At 50.6% G+C, this 18,872-nt stretch carries 17 protein-coding genes and 1 riboswitch; of the genes, 2 read left to right on the top strand and 15 right to left on the bottom strand.

Annotated elements, in window-relative coordinates:
- Positions 1 to 3: 3 nt before the first annotated feature.
- From ACQKPA_RS23035 to ACQKPA_RS23020, 4 genes are all read right to left on the bottom strand, one after another.
- The gene (locus ACQKPA_RS23035) at positions 4 to 924 is read right to left on the bottom strand and encodes an AEC family transporter (protein ID WP_427494843.1); all 921 of its coding nucleotides are present in this window, start codon (positions 922 to 924) and stop codon (positions 4 to 6) included.
- Positions 925 to 1,988: 1,064 nt separating this feature from the next.
- Positions 1,989 to 5,147, bottom strand: a complete 3,159-nt coding sequence (locus tag ACQKPA_RS23030) for a hybrid sensor histidine kinase/response regulator (protein WP_427494842.1) — start codon at positions 5,145 to 5,147, stop codon at positions 1,989 to 1,991.
- Between the two features lie 134 nt (positions 5,148 to 5,281).
- A complete protein-coding gene (locus ACQKPA_RS23025; protein WP_071222647.1) occupies positions 5,282 to 5,773 on the bottom strand; it encodes a hypothetical protein in 492 nt (163 codons plus the stop codon).
- Positions 5,774 to 5,944: 171 nt separating this feature from the next.
- A complete protein-coding gene (locus ACQKPA_RS23020; protein WP_427494841.1) occupies positions 5,945 to 7,102 on the bottom strand; it encodes a response regulator in 1,158 nt (385 codons plus the stop codon).
- Between the two features lie 186 nt (positions 7,103 to 7,288).
- Here ACQKPA_RS23020 and ACQKPA_RS23015 point away from each other — a divergent pair, with 186 nt between their 5' ends.
- A complete protein-coding gene (locus ACQKPA_RS23015; protein WP_427494840.1) occupies positions 7,289 to 7,633 on the top strand; it encodes a hypothetical protein in 345 nt (114 codons plus the stop codon).
- A gap of 59 nt (positions 7,634 to 7,692) precedes the next feature.
- Here the strand turns inward: ACQKPA_RS23015 and ACQKPA_RS23010 are convergent, their stop codons facing one another.
- The 3 genes from ACQKPA_RS23010 to ACQKPA_RS23000 form a co-directional block, all read right to left on the bottom strand.
- The gene (locus ACQKPA_RS23010; protein ID WP_427494839.1) at positions 7,693 to 8,169 is read right to left on the bottom strand and encodes a GNAT family N-acetyltransferase; all 477 of its coding nucleotides are present in this window, start codon (positions 8,167 to 8,169) and stop codon (positions 7,693 to 7,695) included.
- A gap of 311 nt (positions 8,170 to 8,480) precedes the next feature.
- A complete protein-coding gene (locus ACQKPA_RS23005) occupies positions 8,481 to 8,981 on the bottom strand; it encodes an N-acetyltransferase family protein (RefSeq protein WP_427494838.1) in 501 nt (166 codons plus the stop codon).
- 93 nt (positions 8,982 to 9,074) lie between these two features.
- Complete coding sequence (locus ACQKPA_RS23000; protein ID WP_427494837.1) at positions 9,075 to 9,611, bottom strand: DUF2569 domain-containing protein; 537 nt, start codon at positions 9,609 to 9,611, stop codon at positions 9,075 to 9,077.
- Positions 9,612 to 9,775: 164 nt separating this feature from the next.
- On the opposite strand from ACQKPA_RS23000, the gene ACQKPA_RS22995 reads away from it, so the two are divergent.
- A complete protein-coding gene (locus ACQKPA_RS22995; protein ID WP_427494836.1) occupies positions 9,776 to 10,864 on the top strand; it encodes a M24 family metallopeptidase in 1,089 nt (362 codons plus the stop codon).
- A 130-nt stretch (positions 10,865 to 10,994) separates the two neighbouring features.
- Here ACQKPA_RS22995 and ACQKPA_RS22990 read toward each other — a convergent pair whose 3' ends face one another.
- From ACQKPA_RS22990 to ACQKPA_RS22955, 8 genes are all read right to left on the bottom strand, one after another.
- Positions 10,995 to 12,389: an L-cystine transporter gene (locus tag ACQKPA_RS22990; protein ID WP_071222641.1), complete on the bottom strand. Its 1,395-nt coding sequence runs from the start codon at positions 12,387 to 12,389 to the stop codon at positions 10,995 to 10,997.
- Between the two features lie 213 nt (positions 12,390 to 12,602).
- Positions 12,603 to 13,424: an adenosylcobinamide-GDP ribazoletransferase gene (gene cobS / locus ACQKPA_RS22985; protein WP_427494834.1), complete on the bottom strand. Its 822-nt coding sequence runs from the start codon at positions 13,422 to 13,424 to the stop codon at positions 12,603 to 12,605.
- The gene (gene cobU / locus ACQKPA_RS22980) at positions 13,421 to 13,999 is read right to left on the bottom strand and encodes a bifunctional adenosylcobinamide kinase/adenosylcobinamide-phosphate guanylyltransferase (protein ID WP_427494833.1); all 579 of its coding nucleotides are present in this window, start codon (positions 13,997 to 13,999) and stop codon (positions 13,421 to 13,423) included. The genes cobS and cobU overlap by 4 nt, the downstream gene beginning before the upstream one ends.
- Positions 13,996 to 15,066: a nicotinate-nucleotide--dimethylbenzimidazole phosphoribosyltransferase gene (gene cobT, locus ACQKPA_RS22975; RefSeq protein ID WP_427494832.1), complete on the bottom strand. Its 1,071-nt coding sequence runs from the start codon at positions 15,064 to 15,066 to the stop codon at positions 13,996 to 13,998. The genes cobU and cobT overlap by 4 nt, the downstream gene beginning before the upstream one ends.
- A 66-nt stretch (positions 15,067 to 15,132) precedes the next feature.
- Positions 15,133 to 15,918 carry an ABC transporter ATP-binding protein gene (locus ACQKPA_RS22970; RefSeq protein WP_427494831.1) on the bottom strand — a complete coding sequence of 262 codons (786 nt, stop codon included), beginning with the start codon at positions 15,916 to 15,918 and terminating at the stop codon, positions 15,133 to 15,135.
- Positions 15,915 to 16,961, bottom strand: coding sequence for a FecCD family ABC transporter permease (locus ACQKPA_RS22965; protein WP_427494830.1), 1,047 nt, complete (start codon positions 16,959 to 16,961; stop codon positions 15,915 to 15,917). Before ACQKPA_RS22965 ends, ACQKPA_RS22970 begins: the two co-directional genes overlap by 4 nt.
- Positions 16,958 to 17,962 (bottom strand): ABC transporter substrate-binding protein, encoded by a 1,005-nt coding sequence (locus ACQKPA_RS22960; protein ID WP_427494829.1) that lies wholly within the window; start codon positions 17,960 to 17,962, stop codon positions 16,958 to 16,960. The genes ACQKPA_RS22965 and ACQKPA_RS22960 overlap by 4 nt, the downstream gene beginning before the upstream one ends.
- A 255-nt stretch (positions 17,963 to 18,217) precedes the next feature.
- A riboswitch (cobalamin riboswitch) is annotated at positions 18,218 to 18,420 on the bottom strand.
- A gap of 152 nt (positions 18,421 to 18,572) precedes the next feature.
- A partial coding sequence (locus tag ACQKPA_RS22955; RefSeq protein WP_427494828.1) for a histidine phosphatase family protein occupies positions 18,573 to 18,872 on the bottom strand: 300 nt, incomplete at its 5' end.

Here is an 18,872-nt window from a genome sequence, read left to right as displayed (position 1 = left end):
TTATTAGAGAAAGCCGATCATGGCAGGCAGAACGATAAAGGAAGCCAACGTGGTCCACAGTATGCACCTGGATACCAGCTTGGGCGCGGCATCGTATTGTTCAGCAAGGATTACCGCGTTCACGGCTGCCGGCATCGCCGACAAAATCAGGATAACCGCAAACAAGGTTCCCTCTATGGATAAAATCGCAAGCAATCCCCAAGCCACCAATGGGCCCACCAGCATTCGCATCGCCATGCCCGACCAGAATCCGCGCTTGGAGACGGCAGAAGCTCCGCCGTCCCGAACCCCAACCATCTGGGCTCCCAGTATGACAAGAGCGAGCGGCGCATAAGCCGCGGACAGCATGGAAACGCCGGTATTCAAACCTTCCGGAAGCTGAAAGTCCGTCAACCGGAAGAGCACGGCGAGTCCCGCCGCGTAGACCGAGGGGAGCGTAAACACCGATTTGATCGCCTTTGCGGCCGAAAAATGAGATCTCGCCGCCAGATACACCCCTAATGTATTCATAATGATAATCTGCACAATGACATACACAGAAGCTTTATCCAGTCCTGCTTGCCCGAAGGCAAGCAGGACGAGGGGAAGCCCGTAATTCACGCTGTTGGTAAAAATGGTGGTCAAGGCGAGTCCCGATTTCTCTGTCTGGGACAAGCCCAGCATTTTACCGGCAAAGGCACTCAGCGCCCAAAGCGCGATCACATTCAACAAGCAAAACGCAACCGTTACCGTGACCTCATTCGAGGTAATCGAAGCCTTCTCCAGCGTTTCGAAGATCAGAGCCGGGCTCAGCACATATAAAGACAGGGCCGAAAGACCCTTGGTTTCAATGCCCTTGAACCGCTTGAGCAGTGCTCCGCCGATGACGGGCAGCGATATGGGTAGGAATACGCTATAAATCGTAGCTAAGAAAGAAGAGATCATGAGGTCCACCTTTATGCAAAGTAAAGAGTCTTGGTCCGCCGCTGTTGTCATTTCAACTAAAGTAACCCGTTGGTTGAGCCATAAATCATCGATTATTTTCACTTTGGGAAACTAGATATCCTCTGACGGATTTATAATCGCCAGAACCTGATGATCCACCCACTTTCCGTTGATCATTGCGTTGCTTCGAGAGATGGCTACTTTGTCATAAGATCGACAGCCATCCAAGTTTGCCCCGGACCACCACCGAGCGCACAGGCCAGCAGTGCCCAAGGTGCACAGGCAGCAGCGCGCTCGGTGCACAGTCAGCAGGCGCTCGGTGCACAGGCATTAGACCAACTCCGTGCGGACCGTGATTCCGCTATTTGCAAACAAAAGTACTAAAATTATGATTAAGCGGACACTTGTTCCGCTATTGCCAACATATCACAGCAAAAAACAGGAAAACGCCGAGAATAACGGATTAGGTGTCCGCAAAGCCTTAAATTTGGCACTGTTGTTGGTAAATAGCGGACCTCCTGTCCGCATACATCAGCGCATATTGTCCATCATTAGTGCATATTGCCATCATCAGCGCATATCGCACATCATCAGCGCATACTGCACATCATCCGTGCACATTGCACATCATCCGTGCACATTGCACATCATCAGCGCATTCTGCACAGTCATCAGCGCATTCTGCACAGTCATCAGCGCATATTGCCCATCATCAGCGCATATTGCACATCATCAGCGCATATTGCACATCATCAGCGCATATTGCACATCATCAGTGCATATTGCCCATCGATTGTCCGACGATTATATTATTGAATCGGTACTGCCATTTCCCCTCTTTCGGGAAAATGGTGATATTTATGGGTAACAAAGAGCGGCGGTTGATCCGGCTTCAAGACCGGGAATTCGGTTACGTAAAGCATTAATGTTTGCCATCAACTAACTTCGTCTCCGTATTTTCCCTAATAACAATGTACATGGATCATTATCTCTACATCCTAACCCATACCCCAAGCATTCGTCCAAGATTCAAAGACTATAGGTTTAATAGGCTTAGGCTCTCATTATGCCATCTTCCTGATGACAAACGACACGGTGGTTCCTCTGCCCCTTGTGCTGTCAATCATGAGCCCTTGCCCATAGACTTGCTTCAAACGCCGATCCGTGTTCATAAGGCCGACTCCCTTGCCGATACGCTGTCCGCTTCCCAGCATCAAGCGGAGCTTCTCGGGATCCATCCCGGCACCATCATCCGCAATAATGACTTTGGCGGATTCAGCTTCACTTACGATGCGAATCGTCACGGTTCCTCCCTGGGTTCGAGCCAATACCCCGTGAACGACAGCATTCTCCACAATCGTCTGCATGGTCAAAGGGGGGAGCTTCCACTGCTGAACTGCGACTTCCTCGGAAATATGCCAACGGACACGCAGGCGTTCCCCAAACCGCTCCCCTTCGATATACAGATATGAGCGAACCAAGCCGAGCTCCTGCTCCAGCGGGATAAAACGCTCCAAGTTGCTGATATCATAGCTGGCTCTCAGATAGTGGCTGAATTCTCCAATCAGTGCAACCATCCGGGAAGGATCAATTTCACTAAGAGACGCGATCGAATTTAAAGTATTGTGCAGAAAATGCGGCTGAATTTGAGCCTGGAGCCAAGCCGCCTCCATATGCAGCCTTTCCTTAATGGAGCGCTTCAGCTCCAGCAGCGCGCGTACTCTTGTTTTTAATTCCAGATGATCCACCGGTTTTATCAAATAATCGTTAGCTCCGGAAATGAAGCCCATATGAATATCTTCAGGCCGATTTCTTGCAGTCAGCAGCAGAATTGGAAGCTCCGATATCATATACCTCTGCCGAATCGTCCTGGACAATTCATATCCTGACATCTGGGGCATCATCACATCAGATATGATGAGATCCCATTCTCCCTGCTCCAATAATTGAAGGGCTTCCTCAGCCCGGGTAACGGTCACGATCTGATACCCTTCGTCTTCAAGCAAATGATGGATAACTTTTAGGTTAACTGGATCGTCATCTACGATGAGCAGCCTGCCATCGGTTTGACGAGAACGCTTCTTAGCCTCGGATTCGGCATCATCCTGTTCGTGCTTATCTGACATGTTAGATAGCCTCTCCTTCTCTTTCTCTGAATTTGAAACCAAGGAGCCGGCAATAAACTCCTGTTTATCCGTATTCTCCTGCCTCATCATATGGTCCACTTTCAACGTAAACGTAAAGGAACTTCCCTGCCCCGGAGCGGATGACACGGAGAGTTCCCCGCCATGCAGCTCAACCAGCTGCTTGCAAATGCTGAGTCCAAGCCCCAAGCCGCCTCCCGTCGCAGCAAAGCTGGAGTCTCCCTGCTCGTAGGGGAGGAATATCCGCCTTAATGTCTCTTCGTCCATTCCCATGCCCGTATCAAGAACGTGGACGCAGGCCCTTTCATCAACAACCTCGGCAGTCACCGCGATTCGGCCTGACTCCGTATATTTGATTGCATTGTGAACCAGATTGAATATAATCTGAACCAACCGGCTTTCATCTGCCCATACCTTGGGATAGTCATCCTCGATCTCGCATACGAGCTCGATTCGCTTGCCCTCCGCCATCGGACGGAGCATATCCAACACGCCTTGGACAGCCGAACCGAGATGGATGCTCTGCACAATCAGCCGGATCCGCTTGTCCTTCAATAACGAAACATCCAGCAAGTCATCCAACAGCAGCGACATCCGCCTGCCAATGCCGGTAATCAGCTCCAGGTGATTGCGATCCTCTTGCTGAAGTAAACTCCCTTTGCGTTCCAGCAGCGTTTGCGCCATATTAATCATGCCATACAGCGGATTTCGCAGCTCATGGGACGTATTGGCCAGAAATTCATCCTTCATCTTGTCTGCCCGCTGCAGCTCCTCTGCCTGTTCCCTCAGCACCACAGTGTTTCGGGCAAACCGGATAAACCAGAAGGAAGCAAATCCGAGAAACGCAACGATCAGGTCAATCGGGTAATACGGCAGCTCCTTAAAATACCGAAACCTTAAAATTCCGCTTAGGATAATATTGCAGGAAACCGCAACCGCCGACAGCAAGATAAATATGGCCGCTTCCGCCCGCTCGCTGACCGCCTTCCTGGCAATCGAAGGCAGGAAGAGCACGGAGCTTATTAATACTAATGATAAATAAGTAGAGAGATGCACCATCAGATGAAACGGCAGCAGCAAATAGGCGACGGCATACGAAACCACAAAGATCGTATAGGCCCGGTAAAATCCTTCTTTGATTCTCGGCCGGAGCAAGTGCTTGGTGCACAGAATCAAACATAAGGATATAGCCACATAAGCAACAACCTTAAGCTTCACTGACCATTCGAAACGGATAGCCGGCTGCCAAACGAGCAGGAGCTTATCGTCGTCAACCAGCGTAGCCAGCAGCGTAAACAGGATAAGAGCCGCAAAATAAAACAGGCCTTTATTCCGATAGCCGATTAGATATAGAATTAAGACATACATGACATGAAGAATTAGCACAATGCACACCAGCAGCTGCATGTTCTCCGAGAACGCTTTCCCGTTCATCACCGCTTCAGCTGTCCCAAATTTGATCGGCAGCTTGATGCCGCCTGAATCGGCATACTGATAATTGCTCACTTCCAGGATGATATCCAGCTCTTCATCGGCAGCCGGAGGGATGAGTTCGACATGGGGTACGATCCTTGCCACATGGGTCTCCGGCATATCGGACGGATGCCCGGATTCGTACAATAACTCGCCATTTACATACAAACGATAGGCTGTACGGATATCGGTAATCCAGAGGCCATAAGCTACGTTACGGTCCGGTACGAGCAGCTTGAGACGATAAGTTCCGAAGCCCAATTGGTTCCCATTCTCGTTTTCGCCTTCCCATGGACCGGGAACCTGTATCCAGCGCGGATCGGCGGCAGGCTGCCGCTCCCCTTGAGATAATCTATCCGGGCCCATCGACTGGTTCGGATAAAAGGCCCATTCCCCGTTCAGCGCGACCGTATTGCGGTCATTCGCCCGCCAATCCCGAAGATCCAGAACTCCTTGCTGAAACTGAACTTCCTCAGGGATCATGATGATTTTAAAATACGCCAACCGCACGGAGAGTAAGATGACAATAAACAGAAAAGTAATCCCCAGCAGCCTTCTGCCGGAGATCGGTTTCGATTTCGAGTTCGAGTTGGAATAGGTCGACAATACTAACAGTCCCTTTTAACAAATTGTAAAAAATCAACAACACTAATCAACCGTCCATTATTTTACATCGTTACGGAGCTGTTGTCTGTTCCTTTTCCATACAGTCCAATAAATAAGCGGGCTGGGTCAGGCCGCTATACAAACGATAATGTCTTGCCCGGACGCTGCAGCGGCTGATACGGACATAATTCCGCAGCGGATACGTACTTCACCGTATAGTAAGAGTAGAATCTTTTTCTCCCGGATGCTTCATAGATCCACGAAAAAAAGTCAAAAATCGAATCATCCACCCATTTTCCGTTGTACTCGATCAACGACCGCAAATAAGGAATTTGGAGTTTCACTCCCCCGTCCCACATAAAGATAAATGTGTTAACCTCGGCATTTTTTTGCAATAAAAAATGAACGGTACGCTCATCCAGCAAGTACTTTTCCTGACCACACAGAAATACCGGACCCTCATCCGTAGCAACGATGCCAATCCGCTTGCCGTTGAAGTGAGCATAGAAGCCTCTGCAATGCTGGAGGTCTTTCTCCGCATCAAGCTCGAACTCCCGGAACGTTCCAAGCTCCAATCCCATGGCCTTATGCAGCGAAGATTCCTTAAATTTCCGAATGAATTTCATAACCGAATAATGTACCTCCCGTTGTTATGGTTCACTCCACAGTATAGGAGACCGTCCTCTACAATTTCTGAACAACACCGGGAGGACCTCAGATTCGGGCAGCAATATACAAAAAATCACCGGTCGAACGACCGGTGATTTCATCTCGAATGCGTGCTTTGGCTATTTCATCTATTTCATATTGGTGACTTGGATACCATTGCTCCATTCGTCGTACCATTTCACAATGTAAGGACTTGGCTCCTCGCCCATCTCATCTTCTAACACCTGACACAGAAGACTGAATTGACGGTGCACCTGGGCCGGATTATCCTGCAAAGCATATATTTTCATCAATGAAAAATAAGCTTTCTCCTCCAGGGGATGCTGCCTCTGGATCGAGAAGTAGCATAATACGGCTTCATCGATGCGTTCCTGATCCACATACCATTCCGCCATGGATAAAGAAACGCTAAGCCACAGCTCCTTCAGCCTTTGACGCTCTCCTTCTGCCCACCAGTAGTCATGCTCCTGCAGGTAGTCCCCCGTGTACAACTTCATCATTTCAATATGTCCCTCAATGGATTCGGCCGACACGGAGGGATTGGACATGAACCAATTCTCCCACTCCTCAATGTCCAGCTGCACGCCTTCGATATTCAGCACATAGCCTTCCGTCGTGTTGGTGATTTGGAATCGGGTATCATAAGGCTCCAATGTTTTTCGGATATGATAAATGGCCGTGTACAACTGGGGATAAGCTTTATCCATATCAAACTCCGGCCATAACATATCGATCAATGCAGACTTTCGTACAAGCTGTCCTCTATGCTGAAGCAAATATATGAAGATCTCCTGTGCCCGGGTTGTCCGCCAATGAAGCAGAGCAAATTGCCCCTGCTCATTCGGCTGCTCGATCATAACCTGGCGGAACATCGTCATCCGAAGGTTACGATTGGACTCCATGACCTCTTCCGGCCTGGACGCAATGCGGCTTCGCAAACGCTCCATCGTTTTGGCGACTCGATCAATCTGGACAGGTTTAACAATATAGTCGACGGCATTCAATTCAAAGGCAGTGACAGCATATTCGTGATACCCCGTCACAAATACAATACAGAGATGAGGCTTCTGCTCAAGCAGCTGCTCTGCCAACTCAATGCCGTTTAATTCCGGTAAGCTGATATCCAAAAACACGATATCGACGTCCCTTGCAAGAATTTCGTTGCGTCCTTCAAAGGGATTCGTATATGTACCGATTACATCTATAGACATGGTATCCAGTTTTAACAGCTGACGTTCTAAATACTTCAAGGCCAACGGTTCGTCATCTACGAGAATTACCTTCATTCATATTACTCCTTGGATTGGAAAAATACGGTCACATTTAACTATATTGATTCCTTCGCATTGTTGCAACAAGCGAAAGCATGTTTATCACAATATACTCGTTATTTTTTCTCTTGAAAAACTCATAATTCCAAGTATAATACTTGGTATAAAGATGATTAGGAGTTTGCTAAGGGGGCTTTCAACTTGGATCAATGCGATAAAGAACCGACATCTCTGACCCTCGATGATTATCTGGATCTTCTCAGTTTGGCTATTCGCTTGGAAGATTGGAAGTGGCAAGCAGACATTGTTCGTACACTTCGTCACATGTTGGAACCGCAGAGCGAGAAGGAAGCGAAGTCGGAGGAATGCACGGAACAAGAACTGTGGCAATGCGTGAACCAAATCAATGACCGGATGTTTGCCCTTTACAATGAACTGAAAGCAACGGATGATAAAGATATGCAGCGGAAGCTGCTGGACCAGATGTGGGAACTTAAAATTGCCCGGGTTGAGGTTTTTCGTAAAATACGCTCGATATATCAATAGCAGACAAAGACGATAACTCCTTCTGGAGTATCGTCTTTGTCTGCTATCGTGACTCTTCGTTATGATAAATCCAAATAATAATAGGCAAATTCTTCATCCTGCACATACCCTGCGGATTCATACAAATGCTGAGCTGCCACGTTATGAAGCTGCGTGGACAGGGTCAGCCCCATGGCTCCGGTCTGAAGGGCGTGCGCTTTGGCTTGATTCAGCAGTTTCCTTCCGATACCAAGCCCGCGATATTCGGAGTCCACGAACAGATCATTCAAGATCCACAATCTGGACATCGATAACGATGAGAAGGATGGATATAACTGGAGAAAGCCAGCCGTAACCAGGTTTTCTCCACTATTGCAATCCGCTAAATACATAACGGAATCGCCCAGGGTCAGCCTCTCCCTGATATATTCCTCTGCCCCGTTCAAATCATCTTCCCGCATATAGAATTGCCGATACTGATTAAAAAGAGCGGCTGCCTTGCCCAGATCCTTCTGTTCCGCTTGATATATACGAATCTCTGCTTTCAAATCACGCACATCCTTTACATCCGACGTTACCCCAAGTGTACTGGATGTCGGTCAGGGTTTGGAATGCAGAAAACCACGAATGGTTTGCACGCAGCTTCATCTTCAAGCAGCCAGGACGATTTCATGATTTCCGGATTAAACAGCATTTGAAAAACTCAGCGGCATCCTCTTTTCCAAAGGGACGCAAGTAGATCCGCTCGTCTTCCAGAAATCGTACCGGCTTCGTATTTGTTATGGTTGAGTTCACACCATGAAAAAGCTGTCCTCTCATTTACCTAAAGGGACAGCTTTTTGATATATTAGTCTAAACGTATCGACACTTAAACTGCACGACCTACAATGACCAAATCCCGCTTGATGCCGTCAAGCTCCGCAACCCCGGGGAGAAGCCCCCATTGATCAAAGCCAAACTTCATCAGCAGCTTAAGGCTCGGTTCATTATGGCCGAATACAAATCCGACCAAATTACTGACGCGAAGGCGCGGACACTCCTCAATTGCCTTCTGAATCAGTATGCTTCCGGCACCGATGCCGCGATATTTCTCGTTTACGTATATGCTGATCTCAGCTGTGCCGTTATAGGCCGGACGGCCATAAAAGGATTGAAGGCTCATCCATGCAACCATTCCGTCATCGGACCGCATGACCCACAGCGGACGAAAATCGTTGCTGTGCTCTTCAAACCAGCGTATACGGCTCTCCACCGTGACCGGCTCCAGATCGGCGGTTACTTTTCTGCCTGAGATCGTCGAATTGTAAATGTCCACAATGGCCGGCAAATCCTCTTTGACGGCATAATCGATACGGTATTGAAACGTCACGATGTCCTACCTCCAAATAGATGCGTAAACTTTTTGTACGAGATCTATTGTACAAGAGGCAGAGGAAAAACGCTTCTTTTTTTTCAAGCGGCATTAATTCACGAAGGTGTTTCGCACACGCTTGGAGCGAATGAAATACGGGATCCAGATACAGGCGTACAAACATGCACGGACAATTTCGCGTATAAACTGGCCATTATCTTCTTCCACCAAGATCTCTACCTGATTGACCAAAACATAGTCCAGCACACTTGCCAACAGGCTAAACAAAATATAGCCGATCATCAATCTCGGGAAGGCACTCTTCTTTTTATACATAAGATATAGTGCTATTCCTAGAAGGATAACAAATGCTACGTTCATTATAATCTCAAATACGATCAACGGGACAAACATCGAGTCATAATACGGTGATGCTTGATCCGCAAACACATTCCATATCTCCGGATCAAATATCGGTAATACACTGTTAAACATAAAAATTGTGATCGTAATCAATGAAAAATAAATAGAGATCTGGACCAAGACCAGCCAGCCTCCGAGTCCTTCAACACTCGGCTTTAACAAATATTGAGGTGCCTGGCCTTGTGCTGAAGTATTGTTGTTCTCCTGAACTTGATTCGGATCCATTCGAGTGTAATTCCTCCCGTATAACATGTAATTTATTAACTCCAAAACATTATATAGGAAGATCAAGCTCATAATAAAGGAAAACTTTACTTACGTGATTGAACGCGATAACCTAACATTAATAGCGTGAAAACCGTCTTCTGATTATGAAAGGAATGAGCAGAATGAACGAACGATTGCAAAGTTTGCTACAATCCATGAATAAACAGGGCTGGGATCATGTCCTTGTGACAGACCCCAAGCATGTTTACTATTTGACCGGATTTGCGAGTGATCCCCATGAGCGTTTCCTGGGCCTGCTCCTCTCATCTGCGAATGATCCGGTGCTGATTGTCCCCGCATTGGATGCCGACGCGGCAGCGGCCGCTTCAACGGTTAAGCATATTGTCACGCATCAGGATACCGATAATCCGTATCTCTTGCTCAAGCAGCAGTTTCAAGGTACAGTCGGTACGCTGGCCGTTGAGAAGGAGCAGCTTACGGTCTCCCGTTATGAGCAGCTGCAGCAGCATCTGAACGCGAGCCGGGTCGAAGATGTTGGCGCTGTGCTCCGGGAGCTCCGCATTCGAAAGTCGGCCGATGAAGTGAAGATCATCAAACATGCAGTAAGACTAATTGAGGATGTTCTGACGCAAGGCCTGGCCCAGATCAAAATCGGCGTCAGCGAGATTGAGGTTGTGGCAGAGCTGGAGTACTTAATGAAAAAAATGGGTGCCGATGCTCCATCCTTCGCCACAATGGTATTATCCGGCCCTAATACCGCCTTGCCTCACGGTGTTCCCGGTACGCGCCGGATTGAAGCAGGAGATCTGCTCATGTTCGATATGGGAGTTTATGCGGGTGGTTATGCGTCGGATATTACTCGTACCTTTGCCGTAGGCGAGCTGAAGCCTGAAGCCGTCAACATCTATGAGACGGTTCTCGCAGCGAACCTGGCAGGCATTCAGGCCGTAAAACCCGGCGTAACCTATGGCTCGATTGACCAAGCGGCTCGCCAAGTGATTGACGACGCAGGGTACGGCCATGCTTTTGTACATCGCTTGGGGCACGGGCTTGGCATGGATGTTCATGAATATCCATCCATCCACGGTTTGAACCAGGACATTTTACAGCCCGGGGCGGTATTCACGATCGAGCCCGGCATTTATCTGCAAGGCATAGGCGGCGTGCGGATCGAGGACGATGTGATCGTAACCGAGGATGGCGTCGAGGTGCTGACCTCCTTCCCGAAAGAACTGACTAGCATCGGATAATTCAATTTTCAGTATGAGAAAAAAAGCCCGGATTACCGTTTCTTTACGGCATTCGGGCTTTCTCTATGTACCAGAAGAACCATCCTCCGGCAGAAACAATGCCTTCAAGATGGCTCCCATGGTTACGTTCTTATGCCTGAACCATATCCAGTTCAATGTTGTCGTCGTTGTACACGTCTTTATCCACTTCATTCATGACTTTCCCGGTAATCACGCCAGCTGTCATGGAGTCATTCACGTTCAGTGCCGTCCGTCCCATATCGATCAGCGGCTCGACGGAAATTAACAGGCCCGCCAAGGCAACCGGAAGGTTCATCGTGGAGAGCACGATGAGCGAGGCGAAGGTAGCCCCGCCTCCGACACCCGCCACGCCGAAGGAACTGATCATAACAACGACGATCAAGGTAAGGATGAACGACCATGAGGTCGGGTCCACGCCGGCTGTCGGCGCAATCATGACGGCCAGCATGGCAGGATAAATGCCCGCGCAGCCGTTCTGTCCAATCGTGGCGCCAAACGATGCCGAGAGATTCGCGATGCCTTCCGAGACACCCAGCTTTTTGTTCTGGGTCTGCACGTTAAGCGGAATCGTAGCCGCGCTGGAACGCGACGTAAAGGCGAAGGTCAGCGTCGGGAATACCTTTTTCACATATTTAAGCGGGTTGAACCCGAATATCGCCAGCAGCACCAGATGGATAATGAACATGGCGATCAAAGCAACGTACGAAGCAAGGACGAAATCGATCAAATTCATGATGACCGCAAGGTCGGTAGTGGCAATCGTTTTGGCCATAAGCGCCAGAATCCCGTAAGGGGTCAGACGAAGCACCAGCGTCACGATGCGCATGACCACGCCATACACCGCAGAGATCATGTTGCGGAACGTTTCCGCCTGCTCCTTGTTTTTGCGGTCTAACCCGAGAACCGCGATCCCGATGAATGCCGAGAAAATAACGACGGCAATCGTCGAAGTTCTTCGTGCCCCCGTCATGTCGGCAAACGGATTGCTCGGAATGAAATCCAGGATCTGCTGTGGGAGCGTACGGCCCTCAACATCCCCGAGCCGTTCTTGCAGCAGTGCACCCTGCTGCTCTTCCGCAGCACCGCCTTGGATATTGACGGCGGACAAATCGAACGCCAGCGCGGTCGTAATCCCGACTGCAGCGGCTACGGCTGTCGTCAGAAGCAGCACCGTAATGATAAGTCCGCTCATTTTGCCCAGATTCTTTCCGCCCTTCAGCTTCATGATGGCCGATATGATCGACACCATGATCAGCGGAATGACCATCATTTGCAGCAGCCTTACGTAGCCGTATCCTATCAAATTAAACCAATCGGTGGATTTCACCACCACATCGGAGGTCGAAGTGTAGATGAGCTGCAGTGCCACTCCGAACAACACACCCAGTCCGAGTCCGGCAAACACGCGTTTGGTAAACGAGATATGCTTTCTCTGCATCCAGTACAAAATACCGACCAGCAGAATCAGAACAAGGACATTGATGATAACCCAAAGCGTTTCCATCCTAATGATTCCTCCCATTCTTTAAATAAGGATATATGTGCTCCATCCTCATGTCATAAGTGCGCTAGTATGTATTCATCTCCATTACAGCCCACTCTAAACATATCATTACCCGATTGAGAAAATTCCTGTCAAAAATCGTTAGGTTCCCATCGATGCGGATTATGTCGACTATGTTGATCGGATTACCACTGATATCACTCTACTATCATATCATGTAAACTTCAAAAGGAGAACTACAAATATTAGCAAAACCGTTTCAATCAGTTCGTTGAGCGCTCCATATGTATCCCCCGTCAGTCCTCCAAGTCTTCGGCTCATCCGTTCAGCCGTTAAACTTCCCGCTGCCCAGGCTATGAATGGGATGACAAGGATTCCTCCGACTGCAATCGTCCAAAGATTAGTCTCGCCTGCCGTGATCCATAGGAAGCCTACAATAACTAGCGTTAACAGAGCAGCCATTACGCCCGCCAGCGATCTCCTTCCGGCCGTCAATCCGTGAAATAGAGCGGCAAGCCCCTCACTTCCCCGTGCCATCGGCCAGCGATACATCGCATGGACCATAAACCAGCGGCTCCAAACCGGAGCGAGCACCAGCAGCCATGCCTCTTGTTTCCATGCCCCGGCTGACAAATCCCATACAGACATGATCAAGGAAGCCTTCAGAAGGAGCAGCAGCATACACGCCATGACGCCCATCGCACCTACACGGCTATCCTTCATGATTTCAAGCATCCGTTCGCGCGACCGATGGCTGAGCAGCGCATCCGCGCTGTCCATCCAGCCATCGAGATGAAGCCCTCCGGTCAGCGTTACCCATACAATCAGCAGGATGACGGCAGCAGGAAAGGAAGGCAGCACAAAGCTTAAGCCCAGTCCCAATCCGGCAACGATAAAGCCTATGACCGCCCCTACCAAAGGATAAAAAACGACGCTCCGTTGTTGCACTTCCGGCGTAAAAGGAATTTCTCTCCGCACCGGCAGCCTCGATAGAAATTGAAAAGCGGCCGCAGCCGCTTCGATCATCTTGCTCATATGAGATACTCCTTGCTCTTGATTTCCATCGGAATTCCCGCAGTCACCAAAAATACCTCATCGCATATCTGAGCCAGCCTCTGATTCATGATCCCTGCCCAGTCGCGATATATTCGGCCTAGCTGATATTCCGGAACAATACCCGACCCCACTTCATTTGTTACCAGAATGACCATTCCCGGGTAACCCTGTACCGCTCTTGCGAGTCTGCCGATTTGAAGTCCTAACCGTTCTTCCATTACAGCACTTCCTTCAGGCTCAGCTTGCAGCAGCACATTCGTAAGCCACAGCGTCAGGCAGTCCACTACCACCGCAGGGGCATCCGAGGCGGACTGGCCGAGCGTTTCTAGCAATTCGGGCAGTGCGACAGGCTCCTCCACCGTCTCCCAACCATAGGCTGAATCCTGCCTGCGGTCTTGATGAATCCGGATCCGTTCCCTCATCTCTTCGTCGTAGGCTTGCGCAGTCGCCACGTACGTTCCCGACTCCGATCGCTTCATGCACAGCTTCTCCGCGAATGAGCTCTTTCCGCTTCTGGCCCCGCCTGTTACCAACACGCTTCCACGATGGCTCATACGGCCCCTCCGCTGATTCCAGCGCTCTCAAACGTCGCCATCTCGTTCACGATCCTGCACGCCGCCTCGACCAGATGAAGGCACAGCACCCCGCCCGTCCCCTCGCCAAGACGCATGTCCATTTGCAGCATCGGCTGGAGTCCCAGCTCTTTCAGCAGAAGAACATGCGCCTGCTCATGCGAAACATGAGAGGCAATCATATAGGAGAGAGCGTCCGGGCAGATGCATTTGGCAACCAACGCCGCCGCACTGGATATGAAGCCGTCAATGATAACTGGACAACCGTGAGCAGCCGCACCCAGGATCAGTCCAGCCAACCCGCCGATTTCATATCCTCCAACTTTGGCGAGCACGTCGAGGGGATCATCGGCATGAGGTCTATTAACTTGTATAGCCTGTTCCACCACTCGAATCTTATGCAGCAGCCGTTCATCCGTTACGCCAGTCCCCCTCCCCACGACTTCAGCAGGCTGATTGCCGGACAGAACGGAGAAGATCGCCGCACTCGGTGTCGTGTTCCCAATCCCCATCTCTCCGGTCACGAACATTTGCGTTCCTCGCGATACCAATTCGGCAGCTACCTCCGCACCGGCTACAATGGACTGCAGTGCCGCTTCCTTTGTCATCGCAGGCCCTTTGGCCATATTGGCTGTTCCTCTGCCAACGTTCCGCGACATCAGCTTCTCATGGTTCAGCTCGATCGCGACCCCGATGTCCACACAATGAACGTCTGCTCCCGCCTGACGGGCCAGCACATTCACAGCCGCCCCTCCATTCAGGAAGTTCATGACCATTTGGGGCGTTACCTCAGCCGGAAAGGCGCTGACTCCTTCTTCACAGACACCATGATCACCAGCCATGACAACGACGGATTTTTTGGTGAACGACGGTTTCATATTCCCTGTAATGCCCGCTAATTGGATCGCTAGCGACTCCAGCTTGCCCAGACTGCCCGGAGGCTTCGTCAGCGTATCCAAATAAGCGGCTGTTTCGTTCTGCACCTCGACACTCAGCGGTTTTATGTTAGCAATGAAACGATTTAAACGATTCACGATGGTATCCGTCAATGAAACGACCTCCTCATATCTTGTTCCTAAATCTTACATCCCCGTCGGAACATGCGGCAACATCGGTCAGGACCACGTGCTATTTGCCGTTAACAGCACCTGCGGAGCACCATTCTCAGGATGGGCCACAATCGAGGGCTCCACCCGGAAGATTTGGCGTATATACGCCGCTGTCAAAACTTCCTCCGGCTTGCCAACCCCCGCGATCTTTCCCTGATCAAGCACCAGCAGTTTATCGCAAAATTGAGCCGCCAGATTCAGATCATGCAGTACACTGATCACCGTAATCCCGGACGAGTTCCGCCACTCCGCCACCATATCCATGAACTGAAGCTGATAGCGGATATCCAGATAGGTCGTCGGTTCATCCAGCATCAGCAGTGAAGGCTCCTGGACCATTACCTTGCCAAGTGCTACACGCTGGCGTTGACCGCCGCTTAACTCGGTAAGCCGCCGTTCTTCCAGACCGTTCAGATCCAGCTTTCGGATAATGGTGTTAATGAGCGGCGCTGCATCCTTATCCTCACGGCCAAGCCAGTTCAGGAAGGGGAATCTTCCCATCTCCAGCACTTCCCGGACCGTAAAATCGGTAGGATCAAGCCCTTCCTGCTGAAGCACCGCCACGATCCGTGCCAGCGCCTTTCGGGTATATTGTCCAAGCTCCTTGCCCCGAAGGGTCACGCTTCCTGTCGTAGGACTCTCCACACCGGATAACAGCTGCATGAGGGTGGATTTACCACTTCCGTTCGGACCGATGATCCCCCACCATTCCCCTTCGGCAATGTGAAGGTCCACATCTTCAAGAATCGGCACCTTGCCATAGGCTTTGCCAAGTCCTTGAGCTGTAATCATGATAAACCCTCCCTGCGCCTTTTTTTGTTCCGGTATAGCAAATACGCAAAGAACGGAGCGCCTATGAATGCCGTAACCACACCGAGCGGTATTTCCGTTGGTGCCAGCACGGACCGTGCCGCCGTATCGCACCAGACCATGAACATCGCGCCGCCCAGAGCCGACAGTGGAACAATGACGCGGTAATCGGAGCCGGTGATCAGCCGGATCATATGCGGTACCACAAGTCCCACGAATCCAATCACGCCGGAGACCGACACGGCTGCGGCGGCGAGCAGGGTAGCAACGATGAGCACGCTGGTCTTCAGCCGATCCACATTCAAGCCCATATGGGCGGCCTGCCGTTCCCCCAGCGACAAAATATTAAGCGCTCGCGACCTGCTCCATAAGTATATAAAACCTGCGATAAAATACGGGAAAAGGATGGCCGTATACGACCATCCACGCATGCTCAGGCTCCCCATCGTCCAGTACAGGATCTGGTTTACCGTATCTTTGGACATGACCGTCAGAAAGGAAACGACGGCGCCCAGAAACGACTGCATCACCACGCCGGACAGAATGAGCCCGTGGATCGGCAGTTTTCCTTGATCCCTTGCCAGCAGCAGAACGACCCATAGGGTCCCTGCTCCGGTCAGAAACGCTACAAGCGGGAGCGTGTAACCTCCGGCAAAGGAATATTCCATCCCGAAAAAAATCAGGGATGCTGCGCCAAGCGCAGCACCCGAGGATACACCGAGCGTAAACGGATCCGCCAGCGGATTGCGCAATACTCCTTGAAAGGCGGCTCCGGCGACGGCCAGGGATGCTCCTACGAGCATCCCCAGCAATATGCGCGGCAATCTCACCTTCATTAAGATTTGCTCGGATGAAGCTTCCCAGCCCGGAACGATGGAATCACCGATTCCCGGCAGCCGGTGCAGCAGCATCGCCCCAATCTCTCTCACAGGCAGGTGCACGGAGCCGATTCCGAGACTGACAACCAAGGTTAACAGTAATAGGATAATGCCGGCCGCACCGAATCCTGCAAGTTTTCTACTCATGGATTCATCAGTTCCGGATAAACGGCCTTCGCCACTTCAATCAACCCTTGCGTCACACGGGGACCCGGACGGCTGAGCAGATTCGCATCCACGGATATGACCTGATCGTTCTTGATGGCTTCGATTTGATCCCAGCCGCCGCGCTCCTTAATCAGCTGATCCAATGTTTTCTTGGTTGCTTCGTCAACGACATCGTCCGTGTACAGAATAACGTCGGGGTTTGCAGCGATAATATTTTCCTCGCTGATTTCGAACCAGCCTTCCGCATCGCCGGCTGCGTTAACGCCGCCAGCTAAGGTAATGATCTCATCCATAAACTCGCCCTTGCCGACGGTCCATCCTGGAGAGAATTCCACATACACTTTCTTCTTGTCTTCATCCTTCACGGATTTCACAGCTTCCGTAACGGTAGCCAATTCCTGCTTCATCTGATCCACGACGGCTTTCGCCTCCGCTTGACGGTCCGTAATTTGACCGATCAGCTCGATGTTCTCCATCACGGCATCAATGGTTTTCGGATCATTGACGAACAGGGTAACGCCAAGCTCACGCAATTTCTCGGCATTCTCGGCATTCATCGAAGCGGCAAATACCACATCGGCATCGGCGGCAATAATAGCCTCTTCATTCACTTGGAACCCGCCCAATTTAGGCTTGGATTTGGCCGCTTCCGGATAATCGTCATTATCGGACACGCCCACAATTTCCTCATCCAGGCCCAAAGCGAACAGTTTTTCCGTCTCGGACGGTGTCAGGGATGCAATTTTGGCCGGAGCCTTCTCAAACGTCATTTCAACCCCGGTTGAATCCTTGACGGTCAACGGATACGTCGTTTTAAGCTCTTCGCCGGAATCCGCAGGCGCTTCGTTATTTTGCTCTTCCTGCTGTGCCGGCGGCGTTGTATCCTTCGGCGCCGCTTCTTCGCCTCCACAGCCGATCAAGGCCAGAGCCATCAGTATGGCTACCAGAAGTACGGACCATGTTTTGTTCAATGCTTTCATCTCTTGAAATCCCCCTATACATAATTGAGAACCTGGCGCTGCGAGTTTACATTCCTTCGACCGATCCTTACCGGAAGAAAAGCATCCATCATCATACTCCAAAGAAGCAAAAATCCCTGACTCCTCGTAAACAAGGACTCAGGGATTACGTTTTAACATAAGGACATCTGGACAACCGTTCACAGATAGCGCCTTAAACTTCCGCCCACACATGCTGCATGGGTCCGGCAAACGTAATCCTCTCCTCGAAGGACCGTCATTCATTCGCCGAGGGCAGGTCTCCTGACTTGCAGGCTGTAACGACTTCTCCGCCTTCCCAAGCGCTTTTGACTCAGTGGCATATGGAGAAGTCCCTGCTTCACAGTGGCGGGACCGTGCCGGACTTGCACCGGCTTCCCTATTAACCCGGCAGATGACATAAATGCCCTCTGTCCGGGACCCTCGCAAATAATATGAATTTATGTATGTTAGGCCAAGCATGGTTTCTCTGCCCAAGATTATAGGCGATAAACCTTCCTCTTACAACCGAAAGTTTCGTTCATTTCAAAAGCCTTATGATACGGATTTATCCCGTTATCGCCCATTCCGCACCCATATCATACAATTTCATTTATTCGCTTAACCGTACGCCTTGCCAGCGTTCTCCATCCCATGCCAATTGCAGCCTGAGCTCTTCGCCCGGCGACACCTGCGTCTCCCAGAATTCCGTATACGGAAGGGTTGCTGCCGTGATCTGCCGGATGACGCCCCCATGGGTGACCACAAGCACATCACGCTCCGCCCTCTGTGCTCCAAGGACATAATCAACTGCCTCTGCCTCTGCCTCTGCCTCTGCCTCTGCCTCTGCCTCTGCCTCTGCCTCTGCCTCTGCCTCTGCCTCTGCCTCTGCCTCTGCCTCTGCCTCTGCCTG

This window comes from Paenibacillus sp. NPDC093718 (assembly GCF_050279985.1).
Lineage (GTDB): Bacteria > Bacillota > Bacilli > Paenibacillales > Paenibacillaceae > Paenibacillus_AQ.
Note: the sequence above shows the minus strand (reverse complement) of the source record. Positions and strands in the feature narration are given on the sequence as shown.

Excerpts from the sequence above, each read along its gene's own strand:
- ACQKPA_RS23035 (WP_427494843.1), bottom strand. The coding sequence starts at position 924 with ATGATCTCTTCTTTCTTAGCTACGATTTATAGCGTATTCCTACCCATA.
- ACQKPA_RS23025 (WP_071222647.1), bottom strand. The coding sequence starts at position 5,773 with ATGAAATTCATTCGGAAATTTAAGGAATCTTCGCTGCATAAGGCCATG.
- ACQKPA_RS23020 (WP_427494841.1), bottom strand. The coding sequence starts at position 7,102 with ATGAAGGTAATTCTCGTAGATGACGAACCGTTGGCCTTGAAGTATTTA.
- ACQKPA_RS23000 (WP_427494837.1), bottom strand. The coding sequence starts at position 9,611 with ATGGATCCGAATCAAGTTCAGGAGAACAACAATACTTCAGCACAAGGC.
- ACQKPA_RS22995 (WP_427494836.1), top strand. The coding sequence starts at position 9,776 with ATGAACGAACGATTGCAAAGTTTGCTACAATCCATGAATAAACAGGGC.
- ACQKPA_RS22990 (WP_071222641.1), bottom strand. The coding sequence starts at position 12,389 with ATGGAAACGCTTTGGGTTATCATCAATGTCCTTGTTCTGATTCTGCTG.
- cobS (WP_427494834.1), bottom strand. The coding sequence starts at position 13,424 with ATGAGCAAGATGATCGAAGCGGCTGCGGCCGCTTTTCAATTTCTATCG.
- cobU (WP_427494833.1), bottom strand. The coding sequence starts at position 13,999 with ATGAGCCATCGTGGAAGCGTGTTGGTAACAGGCGGGGCCAGAAGCGGA.
- ACQKPA_RS22970 (WP_427494831.1), bottom strand. The coding sequence starts at position 15,918 with ATGATTACAGCTCAAGGACTTGGCAAAGCCTATGGCAAGGTGCCGATT.
- ACQKPA_RS22965 (WP_427494830.1), bottom strand. The coding sequence starts at position 16,961 with ATGAGTAGAAAACTTGCAGGATTCGGTGCGGCCGGCATTATCCTATTA.
- ACQKPA_RS22960 (WP_427494829.1), bottom strand. The coding sequence starts at position 17,962 with ATGAAAGCATTGAACAAAACATGGTCCGTACTTCTGGTAGCCATACTG.